Raw genomic sequence first — 17337 nt, 5'->3', positions numbered from 1 at the left:
CTTCTGCTGGGGCTTACCCCAGCAAAGTATGGATACGCTGCAGACCGGCAACCAACCGATCCACCTCTTCGCGCGTATTATACAGCGCCAGCGAAGCGCGGCACATGCTCGCAACGTGATAAAAATCCATCAGCGGCATGGCGCAGTGGTGGCCGGTACGAATAGCAATGCCATAGCGATCGAGGAAACTCCCGACGTCATAGGCGTGGTGTTTCCCCAGGTTGAACGCAATCACCCCAGCGCGCTCCGCCGGGCCATAGACCGTCAACTGCGGCACCTGCTGCAGTGCCTCATGGGCATAATGCATCAGCGCCTGCTCGTAGCGCTGGATGGCCTCCAGCCCTAACTCGCTGACATAAGCGATCGCCGCCCCCAGCCCCATGATGCCGGCGGTGTTAGGCGAACCGGCCTCAAAGCGCCACGGCGGCTCGGCATAAGTGGTGCCGTTGCTCAGGCTGACCTGCTGGATCATCGCCCCGCCGCCTTCCCACGGCGGCATTTGCTGCAGCAACTGCTGCTTGCCGTACAATACGCCGATACCGGAAGGCCCATACAGCTTGTGGCCGGAAAATACATAAAAATCGCAATCCAGCGCCTGCACGTCGACAGCCTGGTGCATAACCGCCTGCGCACCGTCCACCAGCACTTTCAGCCCGGCCGCTTTGGCCTGCGGAATAATTTGCTGCAGCGGGTTAACGGTGCCCAACACGTTAGACACCTGCGTGATGGCCAACAGCTTGGTGGTGCCGTCGATCAACGCCGGCAATTGGGCAATGTCCAGTGTACCGTCTGGCTGCAACGGCCAAACGCGCAGCTTGACGCCCCGCGCCTGGGCCAGCATCTGCCACGGCACAATGTTGGCATGGTGTTCCATCTCGGTGATGATGATGCTATCACCCGGCTGGAGCAGATGGCCGCCAAAGCTGTTGGCCACCAGGTTGATGCCTTCGGTGGTACCGCGTACAAAGACAATCTCTTCCGCCGAGGCGGCATTGATAAAGCGTGCCACCTGCTCGCGCACCGCCTCCATCTCGCTCGTGGCCTCGGCGCTCATGGTATGAATGCCACGGTGCACGGCGGCATAGCCATGGCGATAAAAATCCAGCTCGCGATCGATCACCGCCTGCGGCTTTTGCGCGCTGGCGGCGCTGTCAAGGTAGACCAATGGCTGATCGTTCACCTGGCGCGCCAGAATGGGAAAATCACTGCGAACGCGTTCGATCGGATAACTCATTTTGCCTCCCCTGGCAGGCGTGGGGCGATTTGCGCCAACACCCGCTCACGGATTGCTTCGTTTTCGATGCCTTCGGTCAGTTCAGCGGCGAAGGCAAAGATAATCATCTGCTGCGCCGCGTGCTCGCTGATGCCGCGCGAGCGCAAATAGAACAGCTGTTCGGCGTCGATACGGCCAACGGTGGCACCATGGCTGCACTTAACGTCATCGGCATAGATTTCCAACTGGGGTTTGGTGTCGACCTCGGCCGTTTTCCCCAACAGCAGATTATGGTTGGTCATCTGCCCATCGGTCTTCAGCGCATGCTGAGCCACTTTGATCATGCCGTTAAACACCGCGCGCGCGCGGTCGCTGACCACGGTCTTGTGCAACTGGCGGCTTTCGCAGTAGCCCTTATTATGTTCTAGGTAGGTACGGGTATCGCACACTTCCTGGCCAACCGGCAGCACCAGGCTGTTAATGGCAAGCGTCGCCCCTTCGCCATTAAGCTGGGCGCTGGTGTTGTGGCGCGTCAGGCCGGCACCGAGCAGGAAGCTGTCGCTTTTCACCCGCGCGTCGCGGCCCAGCACCAGATCGTTATGGGCAAAGTGGTAACTGGGTTGGCTTTCAAACGCCAGCTTGATGTGGCGCAGCCCAGCGTTATCGGCCACGTTGGCCGTCAGGCGCGCCCCGGTAAAGTGCGCCGCACCGTCCAGGCTAACGTAGTGCTCAATGACTTCGGCCTCGGCACCGCGGCCCACGTCAAGGTGATGGCGGTGATGCACGGTGTTCACCTCGCCTTCCGCCGCGCGCCCGCTGCTGATGTGCAGCAGGTACAGCGGCCGCGCCGGGGCTTTGCCGGCCGGCAGGCGGATCATGCCGGTCTGCTGCGCCAGGCTTTCCGTCAGGTGCAGAAAGATCTCGGGTTGGATCGGCTCCGGCAAGGCGCGCAGCGTGCCGTAGTCGGCCAGCTCAAACTGATAGCCGCCCAGATCGCTGTCGCTCAACACCGGGCTAAAACGCCCATCGACGAACACCAGGCGGTAGGCGTCAATCGCCAGCGCCAGCGCGTCGCGCACGGCAGGGCTAACCTGCTGCGGCTGCGGCTCCAGGAACTGCTGTTCAAGCAGCCCCTCCAGCGGTGTGTATTTCCAGTTTTCCTGTTTGCGCGTCGGCCAGCCCAAACGCAGCGCCTGTTGCCAGTGGGCCAACGCATGGGCGGAATGTTCGCCGCCACGGGCTTCGAACAGGCTGTAAAGCTGGCGCAGCGCCTGTGAATTATTGTTGGTCGGTAAGCCAGCCATAGCCCTGCTCCTCCAACTGTTTCACCAGCGAGAAGTCGCCGGATTTGACGATACGCCCCTGCGACAGCACGTGAACGTAGTCGGGCTTGATGTAATCCAGAATACGCTGGTAGTGGGTAACAATGATAAACGCGCGCTTGCCGTCGCGCAGCGAGTTAACGCCGTTAGAGACGATTTTCAACGCGTCGATGTCCAGGCCGGAGTCGGTTTCATCCAGAATGCACAAATCTGGTTCCAGCGCCGCCATCTGCAGGATGTCGTTGCGTTTTTTCTCCCCGCCGGAAAAGCCGACGTTGACCGAGCGGGTCAGCAGATCGGCCGGCATGTTCAGCAGCTTGATTTTGTCTTCAATAAAGTCGGCGAAATCGAAGCGATCCAGCGGTTCTTGCTCGCGGTATTTACGCACCGCATTGACCGAGGTCTGCAGGAAAAAATGGTTACTGACGCCGGGGATCTCCACCGGGTACTGAAACGCCAAAAACACCCCTTCACCCGCGCGATCTTCCGGATCCAGTTCCAGCAGTGGTTTGCCTTTAAACGTCACCTCGCCGTCAACCACTTCGTATTCTTCACGCCCGGCAAGCGTCGCCGAGAGCGTACTTTTCCCTGAGCCGTTGGGCCCCATAATGGCGTGCACTTCTCCTGGTTTCACCTCCAGGTTCACCCCTTTGAGGATTTCATTGCCTTCCACGCTGACTTTTAAATTTTTGATGCTTAACATTCTGTGTCCTTAAAGACGCGCCATGGTGCTGACTCCCGTTTGCCCTGCCGATATGGCGAAGCAACACGGGGTGGGTATGCTGCATATGAGCCGTGAAGCTCTGGCACGTGCAACTCAAATAAACGCGCGATGCTGGGTTAACCCACGCTGTGTTCCAGACTGATCGCCAGTAATTTCTGCGCCTCGACGGCAAATTCCAACGGCAGCTCGGAGAAAACATCTTTACAGAAGCCGTTGACGATCATTGAGATCGCATCGTCTTCGCTGATGCCGCGCTGCAGGCAGTAAAACAGCTGATCGTCGCCGATTTTCGAGGTGGTGGCCTCGTGCTCCAGTTGTGCGCTGTTGTTGCGCACCTCCACATACGGGAAGGTGTGCGCACCGCTGTCCGGCCCGATCAGCATCGAGTCGCACTGGGTGAAATTGCGCGCGTTTTCCGCGCCCGGCAGGATTTTCACCAGCCCACGATAAGTATTTTCGCTGTGCCCGGCGGAAATCCCCTTCGCAATGATGGTGGACTTGGTGTTTTTGCCGATGTGGATCATCTTGGTGCCGGTATCCGCCTGCTGATGGCCGCTGGTCAGGGCCACAGAGAAGAACTCGCCGATCGAGTTATCCCCCTGCAGGATCACGCTTGGGTACTTCCAGGTGATGGCCGAACCGGTTTCCGACTGGGTCCAGGACATCTTCGAGTTCGCCCCTTCGCACAGCGCGCGTTTGGTCACGAAGTTGAGGATCCCGCCTTTGCTTTCGCCGCCGGAGAACCAGTTTTGCACGGTGGAGTATTTCACTTCGGCATCTTTATGCAGAATCACTTCAACCACCGCCGCGTGCAGTTGGTAGCTGTCGCGTACCGGCGCAGAACAGCCTTCAATGTAGCTGACGTAGCTGCCTTCATCGGCGATCAGGATGGTGCGTTCGAACTGGCCGGTCTTCGCCGCGTTGATACGGAAATAGGTGGACAGCTCCATCGGGCAGCGCACCCCTTTCGGCACGTAGACGAAAGTGCCGTCCGAGGCCACCGCCGCGTTGAGCGCGGCAAAAAAGTTATCGTTGTGCGGCACCACGCGGCCCAGGTATTTGCGCACCAGATCCGGGTGCTCCTGGATCGCTTCGCCGAACGAGCAGAAGATCACTCCGCTTTCGGCCAGTTTTTCGCGGTAGGTGGTGGCAACGGAAACGGAGTCGAAAATCGCATCCACCGCGACTTCGCTGCCTTCGCGTACCGGCACGCCCAGTTGGTTGAACGCGTTTTCCACTTCCTGCGTCAGATAGCTTTTTTCCGCCATCGCTGCGCCGGTTTGCTGTTCGGCGCCTGGTTGCGAACCGCAGGCATCGTCACAATTGCCGCATGACGGCGCCGAAAAATAGCTGTAATCCTGGTAATCAAGCTTATCGTAGTGCGCCTTGAGCCAGTGCGGTTCTTCCATTTGCAACCATGCACGGTACGCCTCCAGGCGGAATTCCAGCATCCACTCCGGTTCATTACGTTTGGCCGAAATCGCCCGCACCACATCTTCGTTGATGCCATTGGCCAGTTCATCGGTTGCCAATTGGGTGAAGAACCCTTCTTTGTAACGCCCGTCACCAACCCAAGACTGTACATCGTTAGGAAGGTCTACATTGCTTCGTGTCATGTTAGTTACATCGCTTAAACGCCAAAGCTTTCGCCACACCCGCAGGAATGTTGCGCTTTGGGATTATTAAATTTGAATATCTGATTCAGCCCTTCACGGACAAAATCCACCGTGGTGCCATCGATAAACGGCATTGCTTTCAGCGGCACGTAGAGTTTAGCGCCGTCACGTTCAAACAAGAGGTCGTCTTCCGCCGGAGCTCGGGTCAAATCCAGCACGTAGCCGAATCCGGCACAGCCAGATTGTTTCACGCTCAGTTGCAGCCCTTTCACCTGCGGATCCTGCTGCATGAGTTTGCTGATTTGCTTTGCCGCGCTGTCGCTTAATGAAATGCCCTGCCAGACATTTTCATCCAGCGAAAACGTGCCAACACTTTCCGTTTGCATATGGCCTACCTCTTACCTTGTTTTTTATCATGCCAATCTGGCTTACTTACTATGTTAGTGATAACAATAATCACTTCAACCGTTTGTTTTACAGGGGTATGCAACAAAAAATGCGCTTTTGGGCGCCGGCAGGCAATAAATCGGCCCGGCAACCCTCTGGCCCACGGCAAAACCCTTGCCAGCACGCGTTTTCATCCCCATGACTTTCCAGCATTATTCACTATTTATCGCCGTGTCATCCGCGAGGTGATAAACCGCATAGCCCCTGGCGGGCAGATAATACTGAACATTCATAGAAAATACCTATTTCTGTGTTCAGGTGCGATAATATCCTTATTTATCTTGTGGTAATAATGCGCCTTATCTGTATTAAGTTTAGTCCTTAGCCAATAAATTGGGTCGCTAACGCAAAAATACAGCCCTATTTGCGGAAAATATTATTGCCAGGGAATTGATCGTTATCGCGCCAGCAAATATGATAATGATTATCATTTAACTGCATTAAGCGTGGGGCCAATGACTATTTCAATAAATGCGTGGCTGCTGAACAAGATTGATCAATACAAATTCAGCGTGCGTGACGCCACGATCGATTTCTATATGGCGGAAGCCGCACTGAAACGGCCGGGATGCGATATCGAACACCTTAAGCGCTACAACAGTGTTAGCCTGAACATGGCCAATCTGTGCCAGGAAAACGGCGATGACGAAAGCTATCTGCACGCGCTGAGTAAATTGCATAACCGATTGATTATGGAGATTAATAACCCGGATCGCTGCCAGCTGTTTCGCGTACAGAGCTACCATTTTGCCCGCCATACCCTGCAGCTGATTTGCCATCAGTACGCCATAGAAGGCACCTGGGACAAAGCCAACGCCTTTCAGAAGGACTTCGTTAAACGGGTGCCGTTTCAGCTGTAGCACCCGTTATGTGCCACGCCGGCGCGCGGGCTTGGTGCTTAGCCCAACACCGCCGTCGTCAGGCGGGAGGTGCAGCACAAGCGATCGCGCTTGTCGAAGATCTCGATTTGCCAAACCTGGTGGCGGCGGCCAACGTGCAGCGCGCGGCACACGCCACGCACCTGCCCGTCAAACACGGCACGAATATGGTTGGCATTGATTTCCAACCCCACCACCTGTTGATCCCCTTCGGTGCACAGATAACCGGCGATGGAACCCATCGATTCGGCCAGCACCACCGAAGCCCCGCCGTGCAGCAGGCCAAAAGGCTGAGTGGTCCGGCCGTCGACCGGCATGGTGGCCTCCAACGTGTCCGGCCCCAGTTTGGTAAACTCAATGCCCACATGGGCGACCATGCAACCTTCGCTGGTTTTGTTCAACTCCTCCAGCGTTGTCTGACGTTTCCATAGCATTACGCGATCATCTCCAACAGTGCTTGTAAGGGGTGGCGCACCCCGTTTCCTTCAATGCGTTTTACCTGGCTGCGGCAAGAGTAGCCGGTGGCCAGACAACGCTGGCGCGGTAAGCGCTGCATCGCCTGATGCCAGGATAGCTCATAAATACCGAGCGAATTCTGCAGATTTTTGCTTTCGTGCCCATAGGTGCCGGCCATGCCGCAGCAGCCAACGTTGATGTTCTCCAGGCGGGCGCCAAAGCGGGCAAAAATCGCGATCCACTGCTGGGTGCTGGTTGGCAGCGCGGTGCTTTCCGTACAGTGACCGAACAGATACCACGACTCGCCGCCAAGCGGCTGTTCGGCGCGCTCGGCCAACACTGGTTGCAGCCATTCATGCACCAGTTGCACCTTGAAGTCCCCACGCGCCTCGCCCAGGATTTCCCGGTACTCATCGCGGTAGCACAGCACCAGCGCCGGATCGACCCCGACCATCGGCACGCCCAGCTTCGCCACACGGTTGAGGAAATCGGCCGTTTTGCGCGCGGTTTTGGCAAAACGCACCAGGAAGCCTTTAATATGCTGCGCCTTGCCGTTCGGCGAAAACGGCAACAATACCGGCCGGTAGCCCAGTTTTTCCACCAGCCGAACAAAGTCGGCGACGACGTTGGCATCGTAATAGCTGGTAAACGGATCCTGCACCACCAGCACGTAATCCTGGCGCTGGCGTTCATCCAGCGCTTCAAGCTGCTCCAGCGTGACCGCGGTGGCGCTATGGCCGGAAAGCTGCTGGCGCAGCGTAGGGCTTGAGAGCATCGGCAAGTCTACCATCCCCAGCGTGCTGCGGCTCAGTTCCCGCACCCACGGCTGGCGGAACATAAAGTTGAACGCCTTCGGCGCTCTGGCCATCAGCGGCGTGTAGCTTTCCACCCCGGCGACCATGTAGTCGCGCAGCGGCCGCAGGTAGCGGGTGTGGTATAACTGCAAAAAACGCGAACGGAAGCCCGGCACATCAATTTTGATCGGGCACTGGGTGGAGCAGGCTTTACAGGCCAGGCAGCCAGACATCGCCTCTTTCACCTCGTGAGAGAAGTCATACTCCCCTTTGTTGGCATACCAAGTGTTGCGCGTTTTGTCGATGATTGCCCGGAAACTCAAACGCTGCTGCGGCAACTGTTTCTCCAGCGCCACCGGATCGGCGCCCTGCTCGCTGAGCAGCCGCAGCCATTCACGCACCAGCGCCGCGCGCCCTTTAGGCGAATGAATACGGCTGCCGGTGATTTTCATTGACGGGCACATTGGGCTGCGCACATCGAAATTAAAGCATAAACCGTTGCCGTTGCACTCCATCGCACCGCGGAACGAGGTGCGCACCGCAAGCGGAATGCGGCGATCGAGCGTGCCGCGCTTTTCCGCATCCACCTTCATCATCGGAGCCTCCACCCCGAAAGGCGGGCAGATTTTCCCTGGGTTGAGGCGGTTGTGCGGATCGAACGCCGCTTTAATGCGCCGCAGCTCTTCATACAGCGTTTCGCCGAAAAAGGCCGGGCTGTATTCGGCACGGAAGCCCTTGCCGTGTTCACCCCACAGCAGACCGCCGTATTTGGCCGTCAGTGCCACCACCTGATCGGAGATTTGCTTCATCAACATCTCTTGCTGCGGATCGCACATGTCCAGCGCCGGGCGCACGTGCAACACGCCGGCGTCAACGTGGCCGAACATCCCGTAGCTCAGATGATGGTCGTCCAACAGTTGGCGGAACTCGGCGATGTAGTCGGCCAAATGCTGCGGCGGCACGCAGGTATCTTCGGCAAACGGGATCGGCTTCGCCTGCCCCTTGGCGTTGCCCAACAGCCCGACCGACTTTTTACGCATGTTATAAATGCGCTCAATGCCCGCCAGATCGCCGCAGATCTGGTAGCCAATCACACCGCCCTGATGCGCCGCCATCAAATCGTCCAGGCGCTGGCACAGACTTTCTAACTGTTGCTCAATCAGCGCGTTGTCGTCGCCGGCGAACTCGACGATGTTCAAACCGAGCATGTCCTTGTTCGGCACGTCGGTAATCAATTCTTTTACCGAATGCCAGACAATATCTTCCCGTGCCAGATTCAGCACTTTGGAATCGATGGTCTCCACCGACAGCGCCTTGGCTTCCACCATGAACGGCGCGTTGCGCAGTGCGGAATCGAAAGAATCGTATTTCACGTTCACCAGTCGGCGCACCTTGGGTAGCCGGGTAATGTTCAGCTTTGCCTCGGTGATAAACGCCAGCGTGCCTTCGGCACCGGTCAGAATGCGCGTCAGATCGAAGGTTTGCAGATCGTCGCTAAACACGTGCCGCAAATCATAACCGGTCAGAAAGCGGTTAAGTTTGGGGAATTTTTCCAGGATCAATGCCCGCTGATCGCGGCAACGGTTCAGCACCGTATGGTAAATACGCCCTTCGGTGGTTTCTTCAGCCGCCAGCGCTTCCGCCAGAGGGGTGGGCATTGGGCGCGTATCGAGCATTTCACCGCCCAGCAGTACCGCGCGCAGCCCCAGCACATGGTCTGAGGTTTTGCCATACACCAGCGAACCCTGGCCGGACGCATCGGTATTGATCATGCCGCCCAGCGTTGCCCGGTTACTGGTTGAAAGTTCCGGCGCGAAAAAGTAGCCCAGCGGCTTCAGGTATTGATTAAGCTGATCCTTAATCACCCCCGCCTCGACCCGCACCCACCCCTGCTCGATATTGATATCCAGGATGCGGTTCATGTAGCGCGACATATCAACGATAATGCCGCTATTCAGCGCCTGCCCGTTGGTGCCGGTACCGCCGCCGCGCGGGCTGAAGATCAAACTGCTGAAGCGCTCATCCGCGGCCAGGCGGGCAATCAGCACCACATCGGCGGTAGAGCGCGGGAAGATCACGGCGTCGGGCAACAGCTGATAGATGCTGTTGTCCGTTGCCATCGTCAAGCGGTCTGCGTAACTGGTGGCGGTATCACCGCTAAAGCCGTTTTGTTCCAGTGCGTCCAAAAAATCGAGCACCCGTTGAACAATACCGGGTGCCTGAGAAATCTGTGGGATCATTCGCTTTTTATACTCTGTCTGTCTTTAATGCGTGATGCACGCTAACCCAGGCCCGTTGCCAAGCCTACCCTGCTTTTTGTTATCGTTAAAAGCCGCATATTGGAATGGAAGACGTGAGTATTTTTTTTATTTCCATTTCAATATGTTGATACCTATCCGTTTTACCACAAGTTGTTCCGTTCTGCCATTTCCGGCCCCGAAGCACCCCATACAGGCGGATTCATGTTCTTATTATTAAAGTAAAATCGATGAATTAATAAGAAATGACGCGGTGTAGCCTGCACGCGCCGCCGCATTAATTTACTCCTGCCGGGCGCCACTGTCGCGGCCATTTATTGCCAACGGAGCCGCCGTGGCCGACAAATCGCTACGCATGGCGGCCGCGAATTAATATCGCGCGTAATACTGTGAAATCCGTGAAAAATGCATCATGATTAATCGGCTGAAGGAACTAACATAAATAGGATGAGAACGCTTTCATGACACTCCCGCGAGACCGGTACGATTTGGCCACCATCATTTTCGGCGTGTTGTTTATCGCCATTTTGATCCTGGCCTGTTTTTGGGTGATCCAGCCCTTTATCCTGGGTTTTGCCTGGGCCGGCATGGTGGTTATCGCAACCTGGCCGTTACTGATCAAACTGCAACGGTTGTTCTGGGGCCGGCGCTCGCTGGCCGTCGCCGCGATGACGCTGCTGTTGATCCTGCTGTTTGTGCTGCCCATCTCTTTGCTGGTTAGCAGCATTGTGGACAATAGCGCCCCCATCGTTGCCTGGGCCAGTAAGCCAGGGCAATTCCATATTCCCGATCTGGCCTGGCTGCAGGATATCCCGATGATCGGCACCAAGGTTTACAACAGCTACCATACTCTGGTGAACACCGGCGGTACGGCGTTGCTGGCCAAGGTTCAACCCTATTTCGGCCAGACCGCCACTTGGTTCGTCGCACAGGCGGCACACATCGGCCGCTTCCTGCTGCACTGTGGTCTGATGCTGTTGTTCAGCGTGCTGCTGTATGCCCGTGGGGAACAAGTGGGCACGGGGATCCGCCGCTTTGCCATACGCCTGGCGGCAGACCGTGGCGATGCCTCCGTGGTGCTGGCCGGCCAAGCAATCCGCGCCGTTGCGCTGGGCGTGGTGGTTACCGCACTGGTGCAGTCGGTATTAGGCGGCATTGGCCTGGCGGTTACCGGTATCCCGGCAGCCACCTTGCTGACCGTGCTGATGTTTATCTGCTGCGTGGCGCAGTTGGGGCCATTGCTGGTTCTGATACCGGCCATCATCTGGCTGTACTGGAGCGGTGATACCACCTGGGGAACCGTGCTGCTGGTCTGGGCATGTGTGGTGGGCACGCTGGATAACTTCCTGCGGCCGGTGCTGATCCGCATGGGCGCCAACCTGCCGATGCTGCTGATCCTCTCTGGCGTCATCGGTGGCCTGCTGGCCTTCGGTATGATCGGGCTGTTTATCGGGCCGGTGGTGCTGGCGGTTTCTTTCCGCCTGCTTAGCGCCTGGATCGATGAAGCGCCGAAACCCACCAATGCGCTGGAAGATGTGGCCAGGGACATGGAAAAAGAATAATAGCCGTACGCCACTCCACCATTGCAAAAATTGCCCGGTTAGCCGGGCAATTTATTAATCAGCCCGCGGTTCCGCTGGTCTGACTAATAAATTAAAACGATATTGAAAACAACACGCTTCCCCACTTAATCACGCTGTGAAATTAAAAAAACCGTCTATTACGCCAATAAACTCTCCGCTGGATAACCGGCAATAGCGTTCAATCTATTAGGAGGATTCTTAATGACGCAGCCGGCATAACTGCCTAATATTACAGGCATATGCTTAGCACAAATTCACTGTGTAATGCCATACATGTAAATTGCTGTGTGTAGTCTTTGCCCGTCTCCTACGATGGGCTTTTTTTTTATTTTTTGCACGCCCATTTACGTTTTGTCATATTTAACGCGCGGCTTAAAAAAAAGCCGTAATATTACTTACGGCTTTTTATCAGTTAACTCATTTATGCCTGGCTATCATTTTTTATTTGCCAAATTCAGCCAGGTTTGCACCACCGTATCCGGGTTTAGCGAAAGGCTATCAATGCCCTGATCCATCAGCCATTCAGCAAAATCTTCGTGATCGGATGGCCCCTGGCCGCAGATACCGACGTATTTGCCCTGGCGCTTGGCTGCCTGGATGGCCATAGACAACAGTGCTTTCACCGCGTCGTTGCGCTCATCAAACAGCTCAGACACCACACCGGAATCGCGATCCAGGCCCAACGCCAACTGGGTCATGTCATTGGAGCCGATCGAGAAGCCGTCAAAGTGCTCCAGGAATTGGTCCGCCAACAGTGCATTGGAGGGGATCTCACACATCATGATCACTTTCAAGCCGTCCTCGCCGCGTTTCAGGCCCTGGCGCGCCAGCTCCTCAACCACCGCTTGCGCCTGCGCCACGGTACGCACGAAAGGCACCATGATTTCGACGTTGGTCAGCCCCATCTCATTACGCACCCGCTTCACCGCCTCACATTCCAGCGCGAAACACGCGCGGAAGCTGTCGGCGACATAACGGCCGGCGCCGCGGAAGCCCAGCATCGGGTTCTCTTCATGCGGTTCGTACTTATCGCCGCCGACCAGATTGGCGTACTCATTCGATTTAAAGTCTGACAGGCGCACGATGACGCGTTTCGGCCAGAAGGCAGCGCCCAGCGTAGAGATGCCTTCCGTCAGGCGGCCAACGTAAAATTCGACCGGATCGTCATAGCCATGCATCAACGCTTTAATTTCATTCTGCAATGCCGGCGTTTGCTGATCGAATTCCAGCAGCGCTTTCGGGTGGACGCCAATCATGCGGTTGATGATAAATTCCAACCGCGCCAGGCCCACGCCATCGTTCGGCAAGCGCGCGAAATCGAAAGCTCGATCCGGGTTGCCGACGTTCATCATGATCTTCAAAGGCAGCGCTGGCAGTTCGTTGATCTCGGCGCTTTGCACATCGAAATCCAGCAGATCGCTGTAGACGTAGCCGGTATCGCCTTCAGCGCAGGAAACGGTGACCTTCTGGCCATCTTTCAGCACGTCCGTCGCCGAGCCGCAACCCACCACCGCCGGAATACCCAGCTCACGCGCAATGATCGCCGCGTGGCAGGTTCGGCCACCGCGGTTGGTCACGATCGCCGAAGCTTTCTTCATGATCGGCTCCCAATCCGGGTCGGTCATGTCGGTAACCAACACATCGCCCGGCAGAATACGATCCATTTCATTGATATTGTGGATCACTTTCACCGGGCCGGCGCCGATGCGGTGGCCGATGGCACGCCCCTCGACCAGCACATTGCCGCTGCCGTTCAACTGGTAACGCTCCATAACCTGCTCATTGGAACGCACCGTCTCTGGACGCGCCTGCACAATCAACAGTTTGCCGGTGTGGCCGTCTTTGGCCCACTCGATGTCCATCGGGCGGCCGTAGTGTTTTTCAATCAGCAACGCCTGGTGCGCCAACGCCTGCACCTCATCATCCGTCAATGAGAACCGGTTGCGCTGCGCTTCCTCGACATCCTCAATGCGCACCTGCTTGCCATGCTCCTGGGATGGCGCGTACACCATGCGGATTTTCTTAGAGCCCATATTGCGGCGCACAATGGCCGGTTTGCCATTTAGCAGCGTGGGCTTGTGCACATAGAACTCATCCGGGTTCACCGCGCCCTGCACCACCATTTCACCCAGGCCGTAAGCCGAGGTGATAAACACCACCTGGTCGAAGCCCGATTCGGTATCAATGGTAAACATCACGCCGGACGAAGCCAGATCGGAACGCACCATGCGCTGCACGCCGGCGGACAACGCCACGCCACGGTGGTCATACCCCTGATGCACCCGGTATGAAATCGCGCGATCGTTAAACAACGAAGCAAACACATGCTTGATCGCCACCATCACGGCATCGATGCCCTGAACGTTGAGGAAGGTTTCCTGCTGGCCGGCGAAAGACGCATCCGGCATGTCTTCCGCGGTTGCCGAAGAACGCACGGCAAAAGAGGCTTCCGCCTGGCCGTCGGCCAGTTGCTGATAGGCCTGGGTGATTTCACGCTCAAATTCAGGATGGAAAGGCGTATCAATTATCCACTGACGGATTTTTGCACCGGCAGCGGCCAATTGATTTACATCATCAACGTTGGTTTGATCCAGCAGTTGGTAAATGCGCTGGTTAACGCCGCTTTGTTCCAAAAAATCATTGAATGCCTGTGCGGTGGTGGCAAAGCCATTTGGCACGGCGACACCCAGATCGGAAAGGTTAGTGATCATTTCACCGAGCGAGGCATTTTTGCCGCCGACGCGGTTAACGTCATTCATACCTAGCTGGTTGTACCAAAGCACATTATGCAAATCAGAGCCATTGTTGGACATCGAGACAATCCTTATTGCTATCAGTAGGGTATTAGCGTTTTTGCTCTCAACAACAGAGTAAATTCAGCCTAGCACATTAATCCCTAACAAATGGAAAGGTGAATCGATCAATCAGATGAAAAAAAACACTTTTAGGAGAATGACCTAATACGCCAGACGGCTAAAATAAAGGATAACTAAATAATAAAATTTTATTTTTTCAAGCAATTAAATTAAAGAAATCGCCGATACCGCAAAGACCTTTAAATCATGAAGGTTAATCCATGGGGTACGTGTGAAACGCAGTCAATTCGTTTTATCGTCATTGGCTCGTTAGCGGGTGAATCGGCATAATTGCAAACTTATTGCTACTCTCTTTACCCAGGCCAAACCAAAGCCCATTATGCATTACCACGTGCAGCCCAACTGTGGCCATAAGGTTAACGTTATTAGCTAAGGAGTCTCGGGTGGAAAGAAGCGTTTTTTATATTTCGGACGGCACGGCGATCACCGCAGAAGTGCTGGGCCATGCGGTCCTTTCGCAATTCCCGGTCAAAGCCTCGCCCTTTACGCTGCCGTTTGTCGAAACGGAGGCCCGCGCCCGCGCCGTTTGCCAGCAAATCAATGATATTTACCACCAAACCCAGGTGCGCCCATTGGTATTTTACTCCATCATTTCACCCGCAGTGCGCAATGTGATTACCCAAAGCGAAGGCTTCTGCCAGGATATCGTTCAGGCGCTGGTCGCGCCGCTGCAGAGTGAATTGGGGGTGGAGCCAACGCCGGTGCCCAACCGCACCCACGGGCTGACCGAGAGCAACCTGGGCAAATATGACGCGCGTATCGCGGCAATCGACTATACGCTGGCGCACGATGATGGCATTTCATTGCGCAACCTGGATCAGGCCCAGGTAATCCTGCTGGGGGTTTCGCGCTGCGGTAAAACGCCCACCAGCCTTTATCTGGCGATGCAGTTCGGTATCCGCGCAGCCAACTACCCGTTCATCGCCGACGATATGGACAACCTGCAACTGCCGGCGGCGCTAAAACCGTTTCAGCATAAGCTCTTCGGCCTGACCATCAACCCGGAAAGGCTGGCGGCCATCCGCGAAGAACGGCGGGAAAACAGCCGCTACGCGTCGCTGCGCCAATGCCGGATGGAAATCGCCGAAGTGGAGGCGCTGTTTCGCAAGAACCAGATCAATTACCTCAACACCACCAACTATTCAGTGGAAGAGATCTCCACCCGTATCCTGGATATTTTAGGGATGAGCCGCCGTATGTACTAGGCCGCATCCCACGCCGCCGCCCTCTCTGCGGCGGCACACCGCCACACACCAGCGTTAACTTCTGCCATTTTCGCCTTATCCAGCTTATTTTATTGCCTTATCCCGCCATTGCTTAAAATAACACTGTTTACACGGTTGAATTCAGCCACTATTGCGATATCGTGAGCGTCATGACTTCCGGCATTCCTTGCCGTTGAAGAGCCACTTTTAGAGTTGAAAATCATGCATAACACAGTTCAACCGCGCAGGACGCGTATCGGTAGCCTGGTTAGCCCGCACACATTGGCCAGCAAGCTGCCGACAACTGAAAACCTCATCGAAAACGTGACATCGTCACGAAATCGCATTGCAAAAATCCTGTCAGGCGAGGATAAACGCCTGTTGGTGATCATCGGCCCCTGCTCCATCCACGATGTCGAAGCCGCCATTGACTACGCGGCCCGTCTGAACGCACTGCGCCCACGCTATCAGGATCGGCTGGAAATTGTGATGCGCGTCTATTTTGAAAAACCGCGTACCGTGGTGGGATGGAAAGGACTGATAGCCGATCCCGATCTGGACGGCAGCTACCAGGTCAACCGCGGTATCGAAACCGCCCGCCGGCTGCTGCTGGCGGTTAATGAGCTTGGTTTGCCTGCCGCGACCGAATTCCTCGATAGCGTCACCGGCAACTACATCGCCGATCTGATCAGTTGGGCGGCAATTGGCGCGCGTACCACCGAAAGCCAGATCCACCGGGAAATGGCGTCGTCGTTACCCTGCCCGGTGGGGTTCAAAAACGGCACCGACGGCAATACCCGCATCGCCATCGACGCCATCCGCGCCGCGCGCGCGGGCCATATGCAGTTGGCGCAGGACGAACATGGGCAGATCGCCATCTATCAAACCCACGGAAACCCGCACGGCCATATCATTTTGCGCGGCGGCCAATCCCCCAATTACCACCCGCAGGATATCGCCGCCGCCTGCCAGGCGCTGGGCGACGTTGGCCTGCCGGAACGCGTGGTGGTCGATTTCAGCCACGGCAACAGCCAAAAGCAACACCAGCGGCAACTGGCGGTGGCACAAAGCATCTGCGAGCAAATCCGCAGCGGCAGCGATAGCATCGCCGGCATTATGGCGGAAAGTTTCCTGCAGGAAGGCGCACAGCACGTCGATGCAGACCAACCGCTAACCTATGGCCAGTCAATTACCGATCCCTGCCTCGGCTGGGCGGACAGCGAGCGGCTGTTGGCGATGCTGGCGGACGCCGTAGACAGCCGCTTTTAATCGGCAAATCAAGCAAATGGAGGATTAACTTTGCTATAATGACGCGCATTGCCCAGCAACGGCGGGCAATGCCGTCTTTGTCTTACATCATGGCCATCCCGCCCGGGAGCGCCCATGCGGCAGGCTACGGAGCCCCTATGAATCAATCGCTGTTATCCATTCCCTGCAATACGTTGCAAGGCAAGGCCACCACACTGGCGGACTTCCCGGCCAACGCCTATCTCATCGTAAACACCGCCAGCAAATGCGGCTTTACCCCACAATACAAGGGGCTGGAAAACCTATGGCAGTATTATCGTGCACGCGGCCTGGTGGTGATGGGGTTCCCGTGCAACCAGTTTGGTGCCCAGGAGCCGGGCGATCCGCTGGAGATCGCCAATTTTTGCACGCTCAACTACGGGGTAACCTTTCCGCTGTTTAGCAAGATCAACGTCAACGGCCCGGCGGCGCATCCGTTGTTTCGCGAACTCAAACGCCGTGCGCCCGGGCTGTTTGGCAGCCAGCGGATAAAATGGAATTTCACCAAGTTCCTGCTTAGCGCCGACGGCCAACGGGTTAAACGTTTCGCACCGGTCACCAAACCCGAACGGCTGTTCGATCATATTGAAACCCTACTGGCATCATCCCGCTCGTTGTGAGCGGTTTATTCTCCCCGCAACGCCTGCCGCACAACGGCTAACGGCCCGTTCAGCGGCG

13 protein-coding genes and 1 other RNA gene are annotated in these 17337 nt (G+C 56.3%); 6 read left to right on the top strand and 8 right to left on the bottom strand.

What is annotated here, in order from left to right; translation table 11 throughout:
- Positions 1-13: 13 nt before the first annotated feature.
- The 5 genes from sufS to sufA all read right to left on the bottom strand — a co-directional run bounded on the left by sufS (position 14) and on the right by sufA (position 5261).
- Entirely contained in the window at positions 14-1234 is a 1221-nt protein-coding gene (sufS, locus tag AC559G_RS17125; protein WP_498913378.1) for a cysteine desulfurase, read from the bottom strand.
- Positions 1231-2517 carry a Fe-S cluster assembly protein SufD gene (sufD, locus tag AC559G_RS17120; RefSeq protein WP_498913376.1) on the bottom strand — a complete coding sequence of 429 codons (1287 nt, stop codon included), beginning with the start codon at positions 2515-2517 and terminating at the stop codon, positions 1231-1233. The genes sufS and sufD overlap by 4 nt, the downstream gene beginning before the upstream one ends.
- Positions 2492-3238 (bottom strand): Fe-S cluster assembly ATPase SufC, encoded by a 747-nt coding sequence (gene sufC, locus AC559G_RS17115; RefSeq protein WP_121525896.1) that lies wholly within the window; start codon positions 3236-3238, stop codon positions 2492-2494. Before sufC ends, sufD begins: the two co-directional genes overlap by 26 nt.
- Before the next feature lie 137 nt (positions 3239-3375).
- Positions 3376-4875 (bottom strand): Fe-S cluster assembly protein SufB, encoded by a 1500-nt coding sequence (gene sufB, locus AC559G_RS17110; protein WP_438599063.1) that lies wholly within the window; start codon positions 4873-4875, stop codon positions 3376-3378.
- A gap of 14 nt (positions 4876-4889) precedes the next feature.
- Positions 4890-5261: a Fe-S cluster assembly scaffold SufA gene (sufA, locus tag AC559G_RS17105; protein WP_438599064.1), complete on the bottom strand. Its 372-nt coding sequence runs from the start codon at positions 5259-5261 to the stop codon at positions 4890-4892.
- 516 nt (positions 5262-5777) lie between these two features.
- On the opposite strand from sufA, the gene AC559G_RS17100 reads away from it, so the two are divergent.
- The gene (locus AC559G_RS17100; RefSeq protein WP_438599065.1) at positions 5778-6182 is read left to right on the top strand and encodes a hypothetical protein; all 405 of its coding nucleotides are present in this window, start codon (positions 5778-5780) and stop codon (positions 6180-6182) included.
- Positions 6183-6220: 38 nt separating this feature from the next.
- Here the strand turns inward: AC559G_RS17100 and menI are convergent, their stop codons facing one another.
- Positions 6221-6634: a 1,4-dihydroxy-2-naphthoyl-CoA hydrolase gene (gene menI / locus AC559G_RS17095; protein ID WP_438599066.1), complete on the bottom strand. Its 414-nt coding sequence runs from the start codon at positions 6632-6634 to the stop codon at positions 6221-6223.
- The gene (gene ydiJ / locus AC559G_RS17090) at positions 6634-9690 is read right to left on the bottom strand and encodes an FAD-binding and (Fe-S)-binding domain-containing protein (protein WP_498913372.1); all 3057 of its coding nucleotides are present in this window, start codon (positions 9688-9690) and stop codon (positions 6634-6636) included. Before ydiJ ends, menI begins: the two co-directional genes overlap by 1 nt.
- Positions 9691-10169: 479 nt before the next feature.
- On the opposite strand from ydiJ, the gene ydiK reads away from it, so the two are divergent.
- Together ydiK and rprA are read left to right on the top strand one after the other, a co-directional pair.
- The gene (gene ydiK, locus AC559G_RS17085; RefSeq protein WP_498913370.1) at positions 10170-11270 is read left to right on the top strand and encodes an AI-2E family transporter; all 1101 of its coding nucleotides are present in this window, start codon (positions 10170-10172) and stop codon (positions 11268-11270) included.
- 239 nt (positions 11271-11509) lie between these two features.
- Positions 11510-11619, top strand: an RNA gene (gene rprA, locus AC559G_RS17080) — antisense sRNA RprA.
- Between the two features lie 106 nt (positions 11620-11725).
- Here the strand turns inward: rprA and ppsA are convergent.
- Positions 11726-14104: a phosphoenolpyruvate synthase gene (gene ppsA / locus AC559G_RS17075; protein ID WP_498913368.1), complete on the bottom strand. Its 2379-nt coding sequence runs from the start codon at positions 14102-14104 to the stop codon at positions 11726-11728.
- 446 nt (positions 14105-14550) lie between these two features.
- Here ppsA and ppsR point away from each other — a divergent pair, with 446 nt between their 5' ends.
- The 3 genes from ppsR (at position 14551) to AC559G_RS17060 (ending at position 17279) form a co-directional block, all read left to right on the top strand.
- The gene (gene ppsR, locus AC559G_RS17070; RefSeq protein ID WP_095848567.1) at positions 14551-15372 is read left to right on the top strand and encodes a posphoenolpyruvate synthetase regulatory kinase/phosphorylase PpsR; all 822 of its coding nucleotides are present in this window, start codon (positions 14551-14553) and stop codon (positions 15370-15372) included.
- A gap of 222 nt (positions 15373-15594) precedes the next feature.
- A complete protein-coding gene (locus AC559G_RS17065) occupies positions 15595-16641 on the top strand; it encodes a 3-deoxy-7-phosphoheptulonate synthase AroH (protein WP_498913366.1) in 1047 nt (348 codons plus the stop codon).
- A gap of 137 nt (positions 16642-16778) precedes the next feature.
- A complete protein-coding gene (locus AC559G_RS17060) occupies positions 16779-17279 on the top strand; it encodes a glutathione peroxidase (protein ID WP_498913365.1) in 501 nt (166 codons plus the stop codon).
- Positions 17280-17337: the final 58 nt, after the last annotated feature.

It is taken from the genome of Gibbsiella greigii, from assembly GCF_039540155.1.
Classification (GTDB): Bacteria; Pseudomonadota; Gammaproteobacteria; order Enterobacterales; family Enterobacteriaceae; genus Gibbsiella; species Gibbsiella quercinecans.
Note: the sequence above shows the minus strand (reverse complement) of the source record. Positions and strands in the feature narration are given on the sequence as shown.

Bases quoted from the DNA above. Each gene is read 5' to 3' on its own strand.
- sufB (WP_438599063.1), bottom strand. From the start codon at position 4,875: ATGACACGAAGCAATGTAGACCTTCCTAACGATGTACAGTCTTGGGTT.
- AC559G_RS17100 (WP_438599065.1), top strand. From the start codon at position 5,778: ATGACTATTTCAATAAATGCGTGGCTGCTGAACAAGATTGATCAATAC.
- sufA (WP_438599064.1), bottom strand. From the start codon at position 5,261: ATGCAAACGGAAAGTGTTGGCACGTTTTCGCTGGATGAAAATGTCTGG.
- menI (WP_438599066.1), bottom strand. From the start codon at position 6,634: ATGCTATGGAAACGTCAGACAACGCTGGAGGAGTTGAACAAAACCAGC.
- AC559G_RS17065 (WP_498913366.1), top strand. From the start codon at position 15,595: ATGCATAACACAGTTCAACCGCGCAGGACGCGTATCGGTAGCCTGGTT.
- ydiJ (WP_498913372.1), bottom strand. From the start codon at position 9,690: ATGATCCCACAGATTTCTCAGGCACCCGGTATTGTTCAACGGGTGCTC.
- ppsA (WP_498913368.1), bottom strand. From the start codon at position 14,104: ATGTCCAACAATGGCTCTGATTTGCATAATGTGCTTTGGTACAACCAG.
- sufS (WP_498913378.1), bottom strand. From the start codon at position 1,234: ATGAGTTATCCGATCGAACGCGTTCGCAGTGATTTTCCCATTCTGGCG.
- ydiK (WP_498913370.1), top strand. From the start codon at position 10,170: ATGACACTCCCGCGAGACCGGTACGATTTGGCCACCATCATTTTCGGC.
- AC559G_RS17060 (WP_498913365.1), top strand. From the start codon at position 16,779: ATGAATCAATCGCTGTTATCCATTCCCTGCAATACGTTGCAAGGCAAG.
- sufD (WP_498913376.1), bottom strand. From the start codon at position 2,517: ATGGCTGGCTTACCGACCAACAATAATTCACAGGCGCTGCGCCAGCTT.
- sufC (WP_121525896.1), bottom strand. From the start codon at position 3,238: ATGTTAAGCATCAAAAATTTAAAAGTCAGCGTGGAAGGCAATGAAATC.